The following is a 16,337-nucleotide window of genomic DNA, read 5'->3' as shown; positions in this document are numbered from 1 at the left end:
AGAAATGGCTAGAGATTTAAAATATACAAGAAATATCGGAATTGCTGCTCACATTGATGCTGGTAAGACAACAACAACGGAGCGTATTCTTTTTTATACTGGAAAATCACATAAACTTGGTGAGGTGCACGATGGTGCTGCAACAATGGACTGGATGGCACAGGAGCAGGAAAGAGGTATCACAATTACTTCGGCTGCTACAACTTGTGAGTGGAACTTTCCAACTGTACAAGGAAAGCTTCTTCCGGAAAGTAAGCCTTACCACTTTAACATCATCGATACTCCTGGGCACGTTGACTTTACCGTTGAGGTAAACCGTTCTTTAAGAGTATTGGATGGATTGGTTTTCTTGTTTAGTGCAGTTGATGGTGTTGAGCCTCAGTCTGAAACTAACTGGAGACTTGCTGACCAATATAGAGTTCCACGTATGGGATTCGTTAACAAAATGGACCGTCAAGGTTCTAACTTCTTGAACGTATGCCAACAGGTTAGAGATATGTTGAAATCTAACGCTGTTGCTATTACATTGCCAATTGGTGATGAGGCGGATTTCAAAGGAGTGGTTGACTTGGTGAAAAATCAGGCTATCATATGGCATGATGAAACTCAGGGAGCTACTTTTGATATCGTTGATATCCCTGCTGATATGGTAGACGAAGTAAAACAATACCGTTCTACTTTAATCGAGGCTGTGGCCGAGTATGATGAAAATCTTCTTGACAAATACATGGAGGACGAAAACTCTATCACAGAAGAAGAAATCAACAAGGCATTACGTGCTGCTACAATTGATATGGCTATCATTCCTATGATCTGTGGTTCTTCTTTCAAAAACAAAGGAGTTCAGTTCATGTTGGATGCTGTATGTAAATATTTGCCTTCTCCGCTAGACAAAGAAGGTATCGAAGGAATTCATCCTGATGATGCAGATTTGTTGGAAGAAGACCAAACAAAAATTATGCGTAAGCCAGATGTAAAAGAGCCGTTTGCAGCTTTAGCATTTAAGATTGCTACTGACCCATTCGTAGGTCGTTTGGCGTTCTTCCGTGCTTACTCCGGACGTCTTGATGCTGGTTCTTATGTTTTGAACACCCGTTCAGGAAACAAAGAGAGAATTTCCCGTATCTACCAGATGCACGCTAACAAGCAAAATCCAATCGAATTTATCGAGGCTGGAGATATTGGAGCTGCTGTTGGATTTAAAGATATCAAAACAGGAGATACATTGTGTGATGAAAAACACCCAATCATCCTTGAATCTATGAAATTCCCTGATCCGGTAATTGGTATCGCTATTGAGCCTAAAACTAAGGCTGACGTAGACAAAATGGGTATGGCTTTGGCTAAATTGGCTGAAGAAGATCCAACGTTTACAGTTAGAACAGATGAGGCTTCAGGTCAGACAATTATTTCTGGTATGGGTGAGCTTCACCTGGATATCCTTATCGACCGTATGAAACGTGAGTTCAAAGTGGAAGTTAACCAGGGTGAGCCTCAGGTAGAGTACAAAGAAGCGTTCACCAGACCGGCTCAGCACAGAGAGGTTTACAAGAAGCAATCTGGAGGTCGTGGTAAATTTGGTGATATCGTATTTAGAATCGAACCAGCTGACGAAGTTGACGGAAAAGTTCCTGTTGGATTACAGTTCGTTAATGAAGTTAAAGGTGGTAACGTTCCTAAAGAATATATCCCTGCAGTAGAAAAAGGTTTCAGAGAAGCAATGAAACAAGGGCCTTTGGCTGGTTATGCAGTAGATAGCCTTAAAGTTACTTTGTTGGACGGATCTTTCCACCCTGTGGATTCTGATGCGCTTTCTTTCGAGTTAGCTGCGAAATTAGGATACAAAGAGTCTGGAAAAGCTGCTGGTGCTGTTATCCTTGAGCCAATCATGAAAATCGAAGTTATCACTCCGGAAGAAAACATGGGTGATATCGTAGGTGACTTGAACCGTCGTAGAGGTCAGGTTAATGACATGGGTGACAGAAATGGTGCTAAGACTATCAAGGCTGATGTGCCATTATCAGAAATGTTCGGTTATGTTACAACATTGAGAACATTGTCATCAGGTAGAGCTACTTCTACAATGGAGTTCTCTCACTATGCTGAAACGCCTTCTAACATTTCAGAAGCGGTAATCAAAAAAGCAAAAGGTAACGCTTAATTCTAAAGAAAAATGAGTCAAAAAATCAGAATAAAACTAAAGTCTTACGATCACAATTTGGTAGACAAATCTGCTGAGAAGATTGTAAAAACTGTAAAAAGTACAGGTGCAGTGGTAACAGGACCAATTCCGTTGCCAACTCACAAAAAGATTTTTACTGTGTTGCGTTCTCCGCACGTTAACAAAAAATCTAGAGAGCAATTTGAAGTAATGTCATACAAAAGATTGTTAGACATTTATTCTTCTTCATCAAAAACTATCGATGCTCTAATGAAATTGGAGCTTCCAAGTGGAGTTGAAGTAGAGATCAAAGTATAAGTATCTCATTAAGAAAAACAACACATTATTTAGGCGAAAAAATATTTTTAGGATAAATCGCAAAATAGTTATACTTTTGCGCCTCCAAAAAATAGGATTCGTTTAAATAATGTGTTCTATTGTTTTGTATTTTAATAATTAATAATTAATATTTTATGTCTGGGTTAATTGGTAGAAAAATCGGCATGACCAGTATTTTCGATGAAAACGGGAAAAATATTCCTTGTACTGTAATCGAAGCTGGACCATGTGTTGTTACCCAAGTCAGAACCAATGCGGTTGACGGGTATGAAGCGTTGCAACTTGGTTTCGATGACAAAAATGAGAAACATTCCACAAAAGCTGATCTAGGTCACTTTAAAAAAGCGGGAACTGTAGCTAAGAAAAAAGTCGTTGAGTTCAAGTACTTCGAAGAAGAATACAAATTAGGTGATGTGCTCACTGTAGACCTTTTTGTAGAAGGTGAATTTGTAGATGTTCAAGGTGTATCAAAAGGTAAAGGTTTCCAGGGTGTTGTTAAGCGTCACGGTTTTGGTGGGGTTGGACAGTCTACACATGGTCAGCACAACCGTTTGAGAGCGCCGGGATCTGTAGGAGCTTCTTCTTATCCTTCCAGAGTATTCAAAGGAATGCGTATGGCAGGTAGAATGGGAACTGATAATGTAACTGTTCAGAACTTAAGAGTTTTGAAAGTGGTTGCTGAGAAGAACCTGCTTTTAGTAAAAGGATGTGTTCCAGGACACAATAACTCTTATGTAATCATTCAGAAGTAATGGAAGTAAAAGTTTTAAATATCAACGGAAAAGAAACTGGCAGAACGATTACTCTTTCTGATTCAGTATTCGCAATTGAGCCAAATAATCACGCGGTATACCTTGATGTTAAGCAATATCTTGCTAATCAAAGACAAGGAACTCACAAATCTAAAGAGAGAGCTGAGGTAACCGGAAGTACGCGTAAGATTAAAAAGCAAAAAGGAACCGGTACGGCTCGTGCTGGTAGCGTTAAGAACCCTTTGTTTAAAGGTGGAGGTACAGTTTTCGGACCAAGACCAAGAAGTTATTCATTCAAATTGAATAAAAACTTGAAGCGTTTGGCAAGAAAATCTGCTTTCTCAATCAAAGCAAAAGAGTCAAATATTATCGTATTAGAAGACTTCAATTTTGAAGTGCCAAACACTAAAAATTTCATTAACGTTTTGAAAGCTTTAGGGTTAGAGAATAAAAAATCTTTATTTGTGTTGGGAGAGTCGAATAAAAATGTATATTTGTCCTCACGCAATTTAAAGGCGTCTAGCGTTGTAATTAGTTCAGAATTAAGCACTTACGCTATTTTGAATGCAAACAATTTAGTGCTTTTAGAAGGGTCTTTGGAAGGAATTCAAGAAAATTTAAGCAAATAATAGGCCATGAGTATCATAATTAAACCTATAATTACTGAGAAAATTACCAAAGATGGTGAGGTTTTCAATCGCTTTGGATTCATCGTTGACAAAAAAGCAAACAAAATCCAGATTAAGAATGCTATCGAGGCAGCTTACGGGATTACTGTTGTTGAAGTAAACACGATGAACTATAGAGCTGATAGATCTACTAAATATACTAAAAGTGGTATCATCAACGGAAAGACAAATGCTTACAAAAAAGCAATTGTTCAAGTACAAGAAGGAGAAACGATAGATTTTTATAATAATATCTAATAAATAAGGCAGAAACATGTCAGTTAGAAAATTAAAACCTATTACCCCGGGTCAGCGTTTTAGAGTTGTTAATGGTTTTGACGCCATTACAACTGATAAGCCGGAGCGCTCTTTGTTAGCACCGATAAAAAACTCAGGAGGTAGAAATAGTCAAGGAAAGATGACCATGCGTTATACGGGTGGTGGTCACAAGCAGCGTTATCGTATTATTGATTTCAAAAGAACAAAAGACGGAATTCCGGCTACTGTGAAATCAATCGAATACGATCCAAACCGTACTGCTTTTATCGCTTTGTTAGCTTATGCTGATGGAGCAAAAACTTATATTATCGCTCAAAACGGATTGCAGGTAGGTCAGAAAGTAGTTTCTGGTGCTGAAGCGTCTCCGGAAATCGGTAATACATTGCCTTTGAGCAAAATTCCTTTGGGAACTGTTATTTCTTGTATTGAGTTGCGTCCTGGTCAGGGAGCTGTTATTGCTCGTTCAGCAGGAACTTTCGCTCAATTAATGGCAAGAGATGGAAAATATGCAACAATTAAAATGCCTTCAGGAGAAACAAGATTAATCTTGTTGACTTGTTCGGCTACAATTGGAGCAGTATCTAATTCTGATCATCAATTAGTAGTATCTGGTAAAGCAGGTAGATCTAGATGGTTAGGTAGAAGACCTAGAACAAGACCAGTTGCGATGAACCCTGTTGATCACCCAATGGGTGGTGGAGAAGGACGTTCTTCAGGAGGACACCCACGTTCAAGAAAAGGGTTGCCTGCTAAAGGTTACAGAACGCGTTCTAAGCAAAATCCGAGTAACAAGTATATCGTAGAACGTAGAAAGAAATAATAAGATATGGCACGTTCATTAAAAAAAGGACCTTTTGTTCACTATAAATTAGATAAGAAAGTTCAAGAAAATATTGAAAAAGGTAATAAAGGAGTTGTAAAGACTTGGTCTAGAGCTTCTATGATTACTCCAGATTTTGTTGGACAGACTATCGCAGTTCATAACGGTCGTCAGTTTGTACCAGTTTACGTAACAGAAAACATGGTAGGTCATAAATTAGGAGAATTTTCACCAACAAGATCTTTTAGAGGTCACGCTGGAGCAAAAAATAAAGGTAAAAAATAAGAAGAGCAATGGGAGTTCGTAAAAGAGAAAGAGCTGAAGGCATCAAAGAAGCTAATAAGCAAGTTGCCTTCGCAAAATTGAATAACTGCCCTACTTCACCTAGAAAAATGCGCTTAGTAGCAGATCTAGTAAGAGGTCAGAAAGTGGAAAGAGCCTTGAATATTTTAAGATTCAGCTCTAAAGAAGCTTCAAGAAAGTTAGAAAAACTTTTGTTGTCTGCAATCAATAACTGGGAGCAGAAAAACAGCGAAGGTAATGTAGCTGAAGCAGGCTTGATTGTTAAAGAGATCAGAGTAGATGGTGGAATGATGTTGAAAAGACTTCGTCCGGCTCCACAAGGTCGTGCACACAGAATTAGAAAACGTTCTAACCACGTAACTATCGTGTTGGGACAATTAGATAACACACAAAGCAATTAATAAGATGGGACAAAAGACAAATCCAATTGGAAACAGACTTGGTATCATCAGAGGATGGGATTCAAACTGGTATGGTGGAAATGATTACGGTGACAAACTTGCCGAAGATCACAAAATCAGAAAGTATATCCACGCTCGTTTATCAAAAGCTAGTGTATCAAAAGTAATCATCGAGAGAACTTTGAAGCTTGTAACCGTTACTATCACTACTGCCAGACCTGGTATCATTATCGGGAAAGGTGGCCAAGAGGTAGACAAGTTGAAAGAAGAGCTTAAGAAAATTACTGACAAAGAGGTTCAAATCAACATCTTTGAAATTAAAAGACCGGAGCTTGATGCTTACTTAGTGGCTACAAGTATCGCTCGTCAAATCGAAAGTCGTATTTCATACAGAAGAGCTATTAAAATGGCTATTGCGGCTGCAATGCGTATGAACGCTGAAGGTGTGAAAGTTATGATTTCAGGTCGTTTGAATGGTGCTGAAATGGCGCGTTCAGAAATGTTCAAAGAAGGTAGAATTCCTCTATCAACTTTCAGAGCTGACATTGATTATGCACTTGCTGAAGCTCATACTACTTACGGTAGAATGGGAATCAAAGTGTGGATCATGAAAGGTGAGGTTTACGGCAAGAGAGATTTGTCTCCACTAGTTGGAATGGACAAAAAACAAGCCGGAAGCGGTAAAGGCGGAGATGCTCCTCGTGGCAAATCTGACAGACCAGGCAAATCAAACCCACGTAAAAGAAAGTAAATTTTTAAATTAAAGAAAAATGTTACAGCCTAAAAGAACAAAATACCGCAAGGTACAGAAGGGTAGAATGAAAGGTAACTCTCAAAGAGGGCACGAACTTTCTAACGGAATGTTTGGTATTAAATCTGTTCATGAAACTGGAATGTTCCTTACTTCTCGCCAAATCGAAGCTGCACGTATCGCTGCAACTCGTTACATGAAAAGAGAAGGACAATTATGGATTAAAATATTTCCAGATAAACCAATCACTAAGAAGCCTCTTGAAGTACGTATGGGTAAAGGTAAAGGTGCAGTTGAATATTGGGCTGCAGTTGTTAAACCCGGAAGAATTATGTTTGAGGTAGGTGGTGTGCCTTTGTCAGTTGCAAAAGAAGCTTTGCGTCTTGCAGCACAAAAACTTCCTGTTAAAACTAAGTTTGTCGTAGCTAGAGATTTCGAAGCATAATCAATTTTTATTATGAAACAATCAGAAATTAAAGATCTGTCTGTAGCTGAGTTGCAAGAAAAACTTGGTCAATTAAGAAAGACATATGCCGACCTAAAAAATGCTCACGCAATTTCTCCAATTGAAAACCCGCTTCAAATCAGAAGTTTGAGAAGATCAGTTGCAAGAATCGCTACAGAGTTAAGCAAAAGAGAGTTACAGTAATTGTATTCTGCTAAAAGATGGAAAAAAGAAATTTAAGAAAAGAGAGAATAGGTGTTGTTACTAGCAACAAAATGGAGAAATCTATTGTTGTTTCTGAAACAAAAAAAGTAAAACACCCGTTATACGGTAAGTTCGTGTTGAAAACTAAGAAATATGTAGCACACGACGAAACAAACGACTGTAACATTGGAGATACTGTAAGAATCAGCGAAACGCGTCCTTTAAGTAAATCAAAATGTTGGAGACTAGTTGAAATCATTGAAAGAGCTAAATAATTATGGTACAACAAGAATCAAGACTAAAAGTAGCAGATAACACAGGAGCTAAAGAAGTTTTAACTATCCGTGTTTTAGGAGGTACCAAAAGAAGGTATGCCTCTGTTGGTGACAAGATTGTAGTATCTATCAAAGATGCAACTCCAAACGGAAACGTGAAAAAAGGAGCTGTTTCAACTGCAGTTGTTGTACGTACCAAAAAAGAAGTGAGAAGAGCTGATGGTTCTTATATCCGTTTCGATGACAATGCATGTGTTCTTTTGAATGCTGCAGGAGAAATGAGAGGAACTCGTGTTTTTGGTCCAGTAGCAAGAGAACTTCGTGAGAAACAATTCATGAAGATTGTATCATTAGCACCAGAAGTGCTTTAATTATTTACAAGATGATAAAGCTAAAAATCAAATCAGGAGATACAGTAAAAGTTATCGCTGGCGACCATAAAGGTGCAGAAGGTAAGGTTTTACGTGTTGATCGTGAAAAAAATAAAGCGATTGTTGAAGGTGTAAACATGGTTTCAAAACACACGAAGCCAAGTGCGAAAAACCCTCAAGGTGGTATCGTTAAGAAAGAAGCTCCAATTCATATCTCAAACATTGCTCTTATAGATCCTAAGACTAAAAAGGCTACAAGAACAGGTGTGAAAGTAGAAGGAGATAAGAAAGTAAGATTTTCAAAAAAATCTAATCAAGTATTATAGTGATGGCTTATATACCTAGACTAAAACAAGAGTATAAGGACAGAGTTATCTCTGCTCTTAAAGAAGAATTTGGTTACAAAAATGTAATGCAAGTTCCTAAATTGGAAAAAATCGTTTTGAGCCGCGGAGTTGGTGCTGCAGTATCTGATAAAAAACTTATCGATTATGCAGTTGATGAGTTGACTAAAATTACAGGTCAAAAAGCAGTAGCGACTATATCTAAAAAAGACGTAGCGTCATTCAAATTGAGAAAAGGAATGCCAATTGGTGCAAAAGTTACTTTGCGTGGCGAAAGAATGTATGAATTCTTAGACAGATTGATTACATCTTCATTGCCTCGAGTAAGAGACTTCGGCGGAATCAAAGCTACTGGTTTTGATGGAAGAGGAAATTACAACCTTGGAGTTTTGGAGCAAATCATTTTCCCAGAAATTGATATTGACAAAGTAAACAAAATCTCTGGTATGGATATTACCTTTGTAACATCTGCAAAAACAGATAAAGAAGCGAAGTCATTATTAGCAGAATTAGGATTACCTTTTAAAAAGAATTAAGTTATGGCTAAAGAATCAATGAAAGCCCGTGAGGTAAAAAGAGAAAAAACGGTAGCTAAGTATGCTGAAAAAAGAAAAGCTTTATTAGAAGCTGGAGATTATGAAGGCCTACAAAAATTACCGAAAAATGCTTCTCCTGTTCGTTTGCACAACCGTTGCAAATTGACTGGAAGACCTAGAGGGTATATGCGTCAATTCGGTATTTCACGTGTAACTTTCCGTGAAATGGCTAACCAAGGATTGATACCAGGAGTTAAAAAAGCCAGCTGGTAAAATCAAAAATTTTGTTTTCTCGACAGATAGTTGTAAGTTTGCCGGATTTTTGCCGCGAACCGGCAACTATCTGTCGATTAATTAGTAAGTTTTAATGGTTTCAGGTTCTACCGGAGAGTCCGGGACGAATACCAAAACCGCAATTTTAATTATATGTATACAGATCCTATTGCGGATTATTTGACAAGAGTTAGAAACGCTGTGGCTGCAAACCACAAAGTCGTTGAAATTCCTGCTTCTAATCTTAAAAAAGAAATCACAAAGATTTTATTTGATCAAGGATATATCTTGAGCTACAAGTTTGAGGACAACTCTGTACAGGGTTCAATCAAAATTGCTTTGAAGTATGATAAAGATACTAAAGAGCCGGTTATCAAAGATATCCAAAGAATTAGTAAACCAGGTTTGCGTAAATATGCAGGTGCTGCTAAACTTCCAAGAATCCTTAACGGATTAGGTATTGCTATTGTTTCAACATCAAGAGGTTTGATGACTGGAAAACAAGCTAAGCAATTGAATATTGGTGGAGAGGTAATCTGCTACGTATACTAATTTTAAACGACTTATTAAGATGTCAAGAATAGGAAAAAACCCAATCGCAATCCCTGCCGGAGTAACTGTTGAAGTTGCTGAAGGTGTGATTACGGTAAAAGGAAAATTAGGTCAGCTTACTCAGGAATATTCTAATGTTACTGTAAAAGTTGAAGATGGTCAAGTTCAGGTTGAAAGAGCATCTGATCAGAAAGAAGAGAGAGCAAAACACGGATTGTACAGAGCGTTAATCAATAACATGATTGTTGGTGTATCTGAAGGTTTTACAAAGGAATTGGAATTGGTTGGAGTAGGTTACAGAGCTTCTAATCAAGGACAAAAACTTGATTTGGCTCTAGGATTTTCACACAATATCATTTTGGATATTGCTCCTGAAGTAAAATTGGAGACAGTTTCTGAAAAAGGTAAGAACCCAATCGTAAAATTAACATCTTTCGATAAACAACTTGTAGGACAGGTAGCTGCGAAAATCAGAAGTTTCCGTAAGCCAGAGCCATACAAAGGAAAAGGAGTTAAGTTTGTTGGTGAAGTATTAAGAAGAAAAGCAGGTAAATCAGCTTAAAAATAAAAGATTATGTCATTAACAAAATCTGAAAGAAGACAGAGAATTAAATTCAGAATCAGAAAAATCGTAAGCGGTACTGCTGCTAAACCAAGACTTTCTGTATTCAGAAGTAACAAAGAAATCTATGCACAGCTCATAGACGATGTAAATGGTGTTACTTTATTGGCTGCTTCCTCTAGAGAGAAAGAAGTAGATACTAAAGGTACAAACGTAGAAGTTGCAGCAGCAGTTGGAAAACTGGTAGCTGAAAAAGCGTTGAAAGCCGGAATTGAAACCGTTACCTTCGATAGAGGCGGATATCTATATCACGGTCGTATTAAATCATTAGCAGAAGGCGCTAGAGCGGCTGGACTTAAATTCTAAGAAATTATGTATCATAAATACAAAAACGTAGAGTTAGTAAAACCAAGTGGACTTGAATTAAAGGACCGTTTGGTGAGTGTAAACCGTGTAACTAAAGTTACTAAGGGTGGTAGAGCTTTCGGATTTTCTGCAATTGTAGTTGTAGGTGACGAGAACGGTGTAGTTGGACATGGACTTGGAAAATCTAAAGATGTTTCTGAAGCTATTGCTAAAGCAGTAGAAGACGCAAAGAAAAATCTTGTGAAAATTCCATTGAGCAGCAAAACTGTTCCTCACGAACAAAAAGGTAAATTTGGTGGAGCGCGTGTATTCTTGATGCCTGCATCTCATGGTACAGGAGTTATCGCTGGTGGAGCTGTTCGTTCAGTTCTTGAATCAGTAGGTATTCACGACGTATTATCAAAATCTCAAGGTTCTTCAAACCCTCATAACGTGGTAAAAGCAACTTTTGATGCTTTATTGCAAATGAGAAGCGCTTATACTGTTGCAAAACAGAGAGGTGTTTCTTTGGAGAAAGTTTTTAAAGGTTAATTCAAGGAAAAATGGCAAAATTATTAGTAAAACAAGTTAGAAGCAAAATCAACTGTCCTCTATCTCAAAAAAGAGGTCTTGAAGCTTTAGGTCTTCGTAAAATGGGACAAGTTGTGGAGCATGAGTCAAATCCTGCTATCCTTGGGATGATAAACAAAGTAAAACACTTAGTTTCTGTTGAAGAAGCTAAATAACAAATTATAGTTATGAATTTAAGTAACTTACAGCCAGCTGAAGGCTCAACACACAATCAAAACAAAAGATTAGGTAGAGGAGAAGGTTCTGGAAAAGGTGGTACTTCTGCAAGAGGTCACAAAGGAGCTAAGTCTCGTTCTGGTTACTCTAAAAAGATTGGTTTTGAAGGAGGTCAGATGCCACTTCAAAGACGTGTGCCTAAATTTGGTTTTAAAAACATCAATCGTAAAGAATACGAAGGTGTAAACCTTGATACGCTTCAAGCTTTGGTTGATAATGGCATTGTTACAGATAACACTGTTGATATGACAGTTTTCGTAGCTAACCGTTTGGCAACTAAAAACGAAATCGTAAAGATTTTGGGTAGAGGTGAATTAAAAGCTAAATTAAAGGTAACCGCACATAAATTTACTGCTACTGCAAAAGCTGCTATCGAAGCTGCCGGAGGAGAAGCTGTAACTTTGTAATCCTTAATAATCAAGATGAAGAAGTTTATAGAATCGTTAAGCAATGTTTGGAAGATTGAAGAGCTAAAAAACAGAATTTTAGTTACTCTTGGATTGTTATTGGTGTATCGTTTTGGAGCACAAGTAACGCTTCCAGGGATTGATGCGACTAAGTTACATGGACTTACTGATCAAACAAAAGAAGGAATCGGATGGTTAATCGATGTATTTACAGGTGGTGCGTTTTCGCAGGCATCTGTATTTGCATTAGGTATCATGCCATACATCTCTGCATCTATCGTAGTTCAATTGATGGGTATTGCTGTGCCTTACCTTCAAAAGCTACAAAAAGACGGTGAAAGCGGAAGAAAGAAAATGAATCAAATCACACGTTGGTTGACTATCGTAATTACGTTGGTTCAGGCTCCGGGTTATATTTTCAACCTTTACAGAACTTTACCGGGAGAAGCTTTCCTTTCTAATGTGAACCCAGGATTGATCTCACCTTTTGCATTTCAGTTCCTGTCTGTTGTAATACTTGTTTCAGGTACTATCTTCGCGATGTGGCTTGGAGAAAAAATTACAGATAAAGGAATCGGAAACGGTATATCGTTATTGATTATGGTGGGTATTATTGCGAGAATGCCACAAGCATTCATCCAGGAATTCTCTACCAGAGTAACAAACAATAACGGTGGTCCAATGCTTTTGGTTTTCGAAGTAATAATTTGGTTGCTCGTCATCGTAGCTTGTGTTCTATTAGTTATGGCGGTTCGAAAAATTCCGGTACAGTATGCACGCCGTACGGTATCAGGTGAATTCGAACAGGCAGGAAACAGACAATGGATTCCTCTGAAGCTGAATGCTTCCGGAGTTATGCCAATCATCTTTGCTCAGGCAATTATGTTCATTCCTGCAGCTTTGGCTGGTTTATCTAGCTCAGAAACAGCTACTTCAGTTAGTACAGCTTTCCAGAATATTTTTGGATGGCAGTATAACTTGGTTTTCGCCTTGTTAATCATAGTTTTTACTTACTTTTACACCGCAATTACAGTACCTACAAATAAAATGGCAGATGATTTGAAAAGAAGTGGCGGTTTTATCCCAGGAATCAAACCTGGTGCTGAAACTTCAGAATTCTTAGATAAGATTATGTCTTACATCACATTCCCAGGTTCATTATTTCTTGCTTTGATCGCCGTGTTCCCGGCAATCGTTGTAACTATTTTGAATGTACAACCATCCTGGGCTTTGTTTTACGGAGGTACATCGTTATTGATTATGGTTGGAGTTGCAAGTGATACTATCCAGCAAATTAATTCTTATTTGTTGAACAAGCATTACGATGGTTTGATGAAAAGTGGTAAAAATAGAAAAGCAGTAGCTTAATTTTTATGGCAAAACAATCAGCAATAGAACAAGACGGATCCATCATCGAAGCATTATCAAATGCGATGTTCCGTGTAGAGTTAGAAAATGGACATATTGTAATAGCTCACATCTCTGGGAAAATGCGCATGCATTACATCAAATTATTGCCTGGCGATAAAGTGAAGCTGGAAATGAGCCCTTACGATTTGTCAAAAGCAAGAATTACTTATAGATACTAAAGCTATTAAAATGAAAGTAAGAGCATCAGTTAAAAAAAGAAGTGCCGAGTGCATCATCGTACGAAGAAAAGGAAGATTGTACGTTATTAATAAAAAGAATCCTAGATTTAAACAAAGACAAGGATAGTTATGGCAAGAATAGCAGGGGTAGATATACCTAAAAACAAAAGAGGAGTTATCGCTTTAACTTATATCTTCGGGATAGGAAAAAGCAGAGCTATTGAGATTTTAGAAAAAGCTCAAGTTAGCCAGGATACTAAAGTTCAAGATTGGAATGATGATGAAATCGGAGCTATCCGTGAGGCTGTTTCCTACTTCAAAATTGAAGGTGAATTACGTTCTGAAATTTCATTGAACATCAAACGTTTGATGGATATCGGATGTTATAGAGGAATTCGTCACAGATCTGGTCTTCCATTAAGAGGACAAAGAACTAAAAACAACTCTAGAACTAGAAAAGGTAAAAGAAAAACTGTTGCTAACAAGAAAAAGGCAACTAAATAATAAGTAGTATGGCTAAGGCAAGTACAAAAAAACGTAAAGTTATCGTTGAATCAACAGGCGAAGCTCATATTAATGCAACTTTTAACAACATCATCATCTCTTTGACTAACAAAAAAGGTGAAGTTATTTCTTGGTCTTCTGCAGGTAAGATGGGATTCAGAGGTTCTAAAAAGAACACTCCGTATGCCGCTCAAATGGCAGCTGAAGATTGCAGCAAAGTAGCGTTAGAAGCTGGACTTAAAAAAGTGAAAGTTTATGTAAAAGGACCAGGAAACGGACGTGAGTCTGCTATCCGTTCTATTCATAACGGCGGAATTGAAGTAACAGAAATCATTGACGTTACTCCAATGCCACACAACGGATGTCGTCCTCCAAAAAGACGTAGAGTTTAATTAATATTTAAGTATAACTAGGTAGAATCTAAGATTATCGGAGGATATGACCTGAATTCATAATCTCTACCTTAATTAATTTTTAAAATGGCAAGATATACTGGTCCAAAAACTAAAATTGCTCGTAAATTCGGCGAGGCAATCTTCGGAGATGACAAAGCCTTCGAAAAAAGAAATTATCCACCGGGACAACACGGATTGGCTAAAAAAAGAGGTAAGAAATCTGAATACGCTATCCAGTTAATGGAAAAGCAAAAAGCTAAGTATTCTTATGGAATCTTGGAAAAACAATTCAGAAACTTATTCGAAAAAGCTTCTGCTACTAAAGGAGTAACAGGTGAAGTTCTTTTACAACTTTGTGAGGCAAGACTTGATAACGTAGTTTTCAGAATGGGAATCGCTCCATCAAGAAGAGCTGCACGTCAAATCGTTTCTCACAGACACATCACTGTTAACGGTGAAGTTGTAAACATTCCTTCATATCACTTGAAACCTGGAGATAAAGTTGCCGTTCGTGAAAAATCTAAATCTTTAGAAGCTATCGAGCGTTCATTATCTAATTCAAGTCACGTTTACGAGTGGATTACTTGGAACAACGACCTTAAAGAAGGTACTTTCGTTTCAGTTCCAGCGAGACTTCAAATCCCAGAAAACATTAAAGAGCAACTAATCGTAGAGTTGTATAACAAATAATAAGACACTAGTCGAACATATGGCAATATTTAATTTTCAGAAGCCCGATAAAGTTATCATGATCGATTCAACCGATTTCGAAGGTAAGTTTGAATTCAGACCTTTGGAACCTGGTTACGGATTGACTGTTGGTAATGCACTTAGACGAGTCTTGCTTTCCGCTTTAGAAGGATATGCAATAACATCTGTTCGTATCGAAGGTGTAGATCACGAGTTTTCTACAATTTCAGGAGTAGTGGAAGACGTTACAGAAATCATCCTAAATCTTAAACAAGTACGTTTCAAGCGTCAGATTGAAGATATAGACAATGAGTCTGTTTCTATCTCAATTTCTGGTAAAGACCAGATTACTGCTGGAGATTTTCAAAAATTTATTTCTGGTTTCCAAGTATTGAACCCGGAATTGGTTATCTGCAACTTAGATAGCAAAGTTAACTTGAATATGGAGTTGACTATTGAAAAAGGTAGAGGATACGTTCCTGCAGAAGAGAATAAAAAACAAAACGCTGCAATCGGTACTATTTTTACGGATTCTATCTTTACACCGGTAAAGAACGTGAAATATGCTATCGAAAACTTCCGTGTTGAGCAAAAAACAGATTACGAAAAACTAGTTTTCGAAATCAAGACTGACGGATCTATCAATCCTAAAGATGCTCTTACTGAAGCTGCTAAAGTTTTGATTCACCATTTCATGCTGTTCTCTGATGAAAGAATAACACTTGAAGCTGATGAAATCGCTCAGACAGAATCTTATGATGAAGAATCATTACACATGAGACAATTGCTTAAAACTAAGCTTGTTGATATGGATTTGTCTGTTAGAGCTTTAAATTGCTTGAAAGCGGCTGAAGTTGATACACTCGGAGATCTAGTATCTTTCAATAAGAATGACTTAATGAAGTTCCGTAATTTCGGTAAAAAATCATTAACTGAGCTTGATGAGCTTGTTGCAGTGAAAAATTTACATTTCGGAATGGATTTAACAAAGTATAAATTAGATAAAGAATAATCTAATCCCGAATTCGTTCGAGATTAAATTTCAATAGCAATGAGACACGGAAAAAAAATCAATCACTTAAGCAGACAGGCATCGCACAGAAAAGCTATGTTGTCTAATATGGCTTGTTCTCTAATCGAACACAAACGTATTAACACTACTGTTGCTAAAGCTAAAGCGCTTAAACAATATGTTGAGCCTTTGATTACTAAATCAAAAGAAGACACTACTCACAACAGACGTATTGTTTTTTCTTACCTTAAAAATAAGTATGCTGTAACTGACCTTTTCAGAGATGTTGCTGCAAAAGTTGGAGATCGTCCAGGTGGATACACTCGTATCATCAAACTTGGAAATCGTTTAGGAGATAACGCTGATATGGCGATGATCGAACTAGTTGATTTCAACGAACTATACAACGGAGGTAAAAAAGAAGTTAAAAAAGCGAAAAGCCGTCGTGGTGGTAAGTCTACTAAGAAAGCAGAAGAAACTGCTGTCGAAGAGGCTCCAAAAGCTGAAACTCCAGCTGCACCGGCTGCAGAAACTTCTACTGATGCTGCTGAA

At 37.5% G+C, this 16,337-nt stretch carries 30 protein-coding genes; all 30 read left to right on the top strand.

Going from position 1 to position 16,337, the window contains the following annotated elements; translation table 11 throughout:
- Positions 1–4: 4 nt before the first annotated feature.
- Complete coding sequence (gene fusA, locus ASG38_RS07790) at positions 5–2,161, top strand: elongation factor G (RefSeq protein WP_056068843.1); 2,157 nt, start codon at positions 5–7, stop codon at positions 2,159–2,161.
- Between the two features lie 12 nt (positions 2,162–2,173).
- Entirely contained in the window at positions 2,174–2,479 is a 306-nt protein-coding gene (rpsJ, locus tag ASG38_RS07785; protein WP_056068841.1) for a 30S ribosomal protein S10, read from the top strand.
- Positions 2,480–2,634: 155 nt separating this feature from the next.
- Positions 2,635–3,252 carry a 50S ribosomal protein L3 gene (gene rplC / locus ASG38_RS07780; RefSeq protein WP_056068839.1) on the top strand — a complete coding sequence of 206 codons (618 nt, stop codon included), beginning with the start codon at positions 2,635–2,637 and terminating at the stop codon, positions 3,250–3,252.
- Positions 3,252–3,881 (top strand): 50S ribosomal protein L4, encoded by a 630-nt coding sequence (gene rplD / locus ASG38_RS07775; protein WP_056068837.1) that lies wholly within the window; start codon positions 3,252–3,254, stop codon positions 3,879–3,881. The genes rplC and rplD overlap by 1 nt, the downstream gene beginning before the upstream one ends.
- A gap of 6 nt (positions 3,882–3,887) precedes the next feature.
- Positions 3,888–4,178, top strand: coding sequence for a 50S ribosomal protein L23 (rplW, locus tag ASG38_RS07770; RefSeq protein WP_056068835.1), 291 nt, complete (start codon positions 3,888–3,890; stop codon positions 4,176–4,178).
- A 16-nt stretch (positions 4,179–4,194) separates the two neighbouring features.
- On the top strand, positions 4,195–5,019 hold the full coding sequence (gene rplB / locus ASG38_RS07765) for a 50S ribosomal protein L2 (RefSeq protein WP_056068833.1): 825 nt from the start codon (positions 4,195–4,197) through the stop codon (positions 5,017–5,019).
- 6 nt (positions 5,020–5,025) lie between these two features.
- Positions 5,026–5,304, top strand: a complete 279-nt coding sequence (gene rpsS, locus ASG38_RS07760) for a 30S ribosomal protein S19 (RefSeq protein WP_014085019.1) — start codon at positions 5,026–5,028, stop codon at positions 5,302–5,304.
- Between the two features lie 8 nt (positions 5,305–5,312).
- The gene (rplV, locus tag ASG38_RS07755; RefSeq protein WP_056068831.1) at positions 5,313–5,723 is read left to right on the top strand and encodes a 50S ribosomal protein L22; all 411 of its coding nucleotides are present in this window, start codon (positions 5,313–5,315) and stop codon (positions 5,721–5,723) included.
- A 4-nt stretch (positions 5,724–5,727) separates the two neighbouring features.
- Complete coding sequence (gene rpsC, locus ASG38_RS07750; protein ID WP_056068830.1) at positions 5,728–6,474, top strand: 30S ribosomal protein S3; 747 nt, start codon at positions 5,728–5,730, stop codon at positions 6,472–6,474.
- A 19-nt stretch (positions 6,475–6,493) separates the two neighbouring features.
- Entirely contained in the window at positions 6,494–6,919 is a 426-nt protein-coding gene (gene rplP, locus ASG38_RS07745) for a 50S ribosomal protein L16 (protein WP_056068828.1), read from the top strand.
- Positions 6,920–6,931: 12 nt separating this feature from the next.
- Positions 6,932–7,123: a 50S ribosomal protein L29 gene (gene rpmC, locus ASG38_RS07740; RefSeq protein ID WP_056068826.1), complete on the top strand. Its 192-nt coding sequence runs from the start codon at positions 6,932–6,934 to the stop codon at positions 7,121–7,123.
- Positions 7,124–7,140: 17 nt separating this feature from the next.
- Positions 7,141–7,398: a 30S ribosomal protein S17 gene (gene rpsQ / locus ASG38_RS07735; RefSeq protein WP_026710306.1), complete on the top strand. Its 258-nt coding sequence runs from the start codon at positions 7,141–7,143 to the stop codon at positions 7,396–7,398.
- A gap of 2 nt (positions 7,399–7,400) precedes the next feature.
- Positions 7,401–7,769, top strand: a complete 369-nt coding sequence (rplN, locus tag ASG38_RS07730) for a 50S ribosomal protein L14 (protein ID WP_007803649.1) — start codon at positions 7,401–7,403, stop codon at positions 7,767–7,769.
- Positions 7,770–7,780: 11 nt separating this feature from the next.
- Positions 7,781–8,095 carry a 50S ribosomal protein L24 gene (gene rplX / locus ASG38_RS07725; RefSeq protein ID WP_056068824.1) on the top strand — a complete coding sequence of 105 codons (315 nt, stop codon included), beginning with the start codon at positions 7,781–7,783 and terminating at the stop codon, positions 8,093–8,095.
- A 2-nt stretch (positions 8,096–8,097) separates the two neighbouring features.
- Positions 8,098–8,649: a 50S ribosomal protein L5 gene (rplE, locus tag ASG38_RS07720; RefSeq protein ID WP_056068822.1), complete on the top strand. Its 552-nt coding sequence runs from the start codon at positions 8,098–8,100 to the stop codon at positions 8,647–8,649.
- Between the two features lie 3 nt (positions 8,650–8,652).
- Complete coding sequence (rpsN, locus tag ASG38_RS07715; RefSeq protein ID WP_014085011.1) at positions 8,653–8,922, top strand: 30S ribosomal protein S14; 270 nt, start codon at positions 8,653–8,655, stop codon at positions 8,920–8,922.
- Between the two features lie 153 nt (positions 8,923–9,075).
- Positions 9,076–9,474 (top strand): 30S ribosomal protein S8, encoded by a 399-nt coding sequence (gene rpsH, locus ASG38_RS07710; RefSeq protein WP_056068820.1) that lies wholly within the window; start codon positions 9,076–9,078, stop codon positions 9,472–9,474.
- A 19-nt stretch (positions 9,475–9,493) separates the two neighbouring features.
- Complete coding sequence (gene rplF, locus ASG38_RS07705) at positions 9,494–10,036, top strand: 50S ribosomal protein L6 (protein ID WP_056068817.1); 543 nt, start codon at positions 9,494–9,496, stop codon at positions 10,034–10,036.
- A 12-nt stretch (positions 10,037–10,048) separates the two neighbouring features.
- Positions 10,049–10,402 carry a 50S ribosomal protein L18 gene (gene rplR / locus ASG38_RS07700; protein WP_056068815.1) on the top strand — a complete coding sequence of 118 codons (354 nt, stop codon included), beginning with the start codon at positions 10,049–10,051 and terminating at the stop codon, positions 10,400–10,402.
- Positions 10,403–10,408: 6 nt separating this feature from the next.
- A complete protein-coding gene (gene rpsE / locus ASG38_RS07695; protein WP_056068813.1) occupies positions 10,409–10,933 on the top strand; it encodes a 30S ribosomal protein S5 in 525 nt (174 codons plus the stop codon).
- Between the two features lie 11 nt (positions 10,934–10,944).
- Positions 10,945–11,127, top strand: coding sequence for a 50S ribosomal protein L30 (gene rpmD, locus ASG38_RS07690; protein ID WP_056068811.1), 183 nt, complete (start codon positions 10,945–10,947; stop codon positions 11,125–11,127).
- Positions 11,128–11,139: 12 nt separating this feature from the next.
- On the top strand, positions 11,140–11,595 hold the full coding sequence (gene rplO / locus ASG38_RS07685) for a 50S ribosomal protein L15 (RefSeq protein ID WP_056068809.1): 456 nt from the start codon (positions 11,140–11,142) through the stop codon (positions 11,593–11,595).
- Positions 11,596–11,610: 15 nt separating this feature from the next.
- Positions 11,611–12,963 carry a preprotein translocase subunit SecY gene (secY, locus tag ASG38_RS07680; protein WP_056068807.1) on the top strand — a complete coding sequence of 451 codons (1,353 nt, stop codon included), beginning with the start codon at positions 11,611–11,613 and terminating at the stop codon, positions 12,961–12,963.
- Between the two features lie 5 nt (positions 12,964–12,968).
- Positions 12,969–13,184 (top strand): translation initiation factor IF-1, encoded by a 216-nt coding sequence (infA, locus tag ASG38_RS07675; RefSeq protein WP_007136545.1) that lies wholly within the window; start codon positions 12,969–12,971, stop codon positions 13,182–13,184.
- Positions 13,185–13,194: 10 nt separating this feature from the next.
- The gene (gene ykgO / locus ASG38_RS17400; protein WP_002987490.1) at positions 13,195–13,311 is read left to right on the top strand and encodes a type B 50S ribosomal protein L36; all 117 of its coding nucleotides are present in this window, start codon (positions 13,195–13,197) and stop codon (positions 13,309–13,311) included.
- Between the two features lie 2 nt (positions 13,312–13,313).
- Positions 13,314–13,688, top strand: a complete 375-nt coding sequence (gene rpsM / locus ASG38_RS07670) for a 30S ribosomal protein S13 (RefSeq protein ID WP_056068805.1) — start codon at positions 13,314–13,316, stop codon at positions 13,686–13,688.
- Between the two features lie 8 nt (positions 13,689–13,696).
- Complete coding sequence (gene rpsK, locus ASG38_RS07665) at positions 13,697–14,080, top strand: 30S ribosomal protein S11 (RefSeq protein WP_023574076.1); 384 nt, start codon at positions 13,697–13,699, stop codon at positions 14,078–14,080.
- A gap of 87 nt (positions 14,081–14,167) precedes the next feature.
- On the top strand, positions 14,168–14,773 hold the full coding sequence (gene rpsD, locus ASG38_RS07660; protein WP_056068803.1) for a 30S ribosomal protein S4: 606 nt from the start codon (positions 14,168–14,170) through the stop codon (positions 14,771–14,773).
- 19 nt (positions 14,774–14,792) lie between these two features.
- A complete protein-coding gene (locus tag ASG38_RS07655; protein WP_056068801.1) occupies positions 14,793–15,785 on the top strand; it encodes a DNA-directed RNA polymerase subunit alpha in 993 nt (330 codons plus the stop codon).
- A 39-nt stretch (positions 15,786–15,824) separates the two neighbouring features.
- Positions 15,825–16,337, top strand: a 513-nt coding sequence (rplQ, locus tag ASG38_RS07650; protein WP_056068798.1) for a 50S ribosomal protein L17, incomplete at its 3' end; no start/stop codon positions are given.

Origin of the sequence: Flavobacterium sp. Leaf359, from assembly GCF_001423985.1 — a bacterium.
GTDB lineage: Bacteria > Bacteroidota > Bacteroidia > Flavobacteriales > Flavobacteriaceae > Flavobacterium > Flavobacterium lindanitolerans.
The sequence above is the reverse complement of the archived record's forward strand: the minus strand, read 5'-3'. Positions and strand labels throughout refer to the sequence as shown.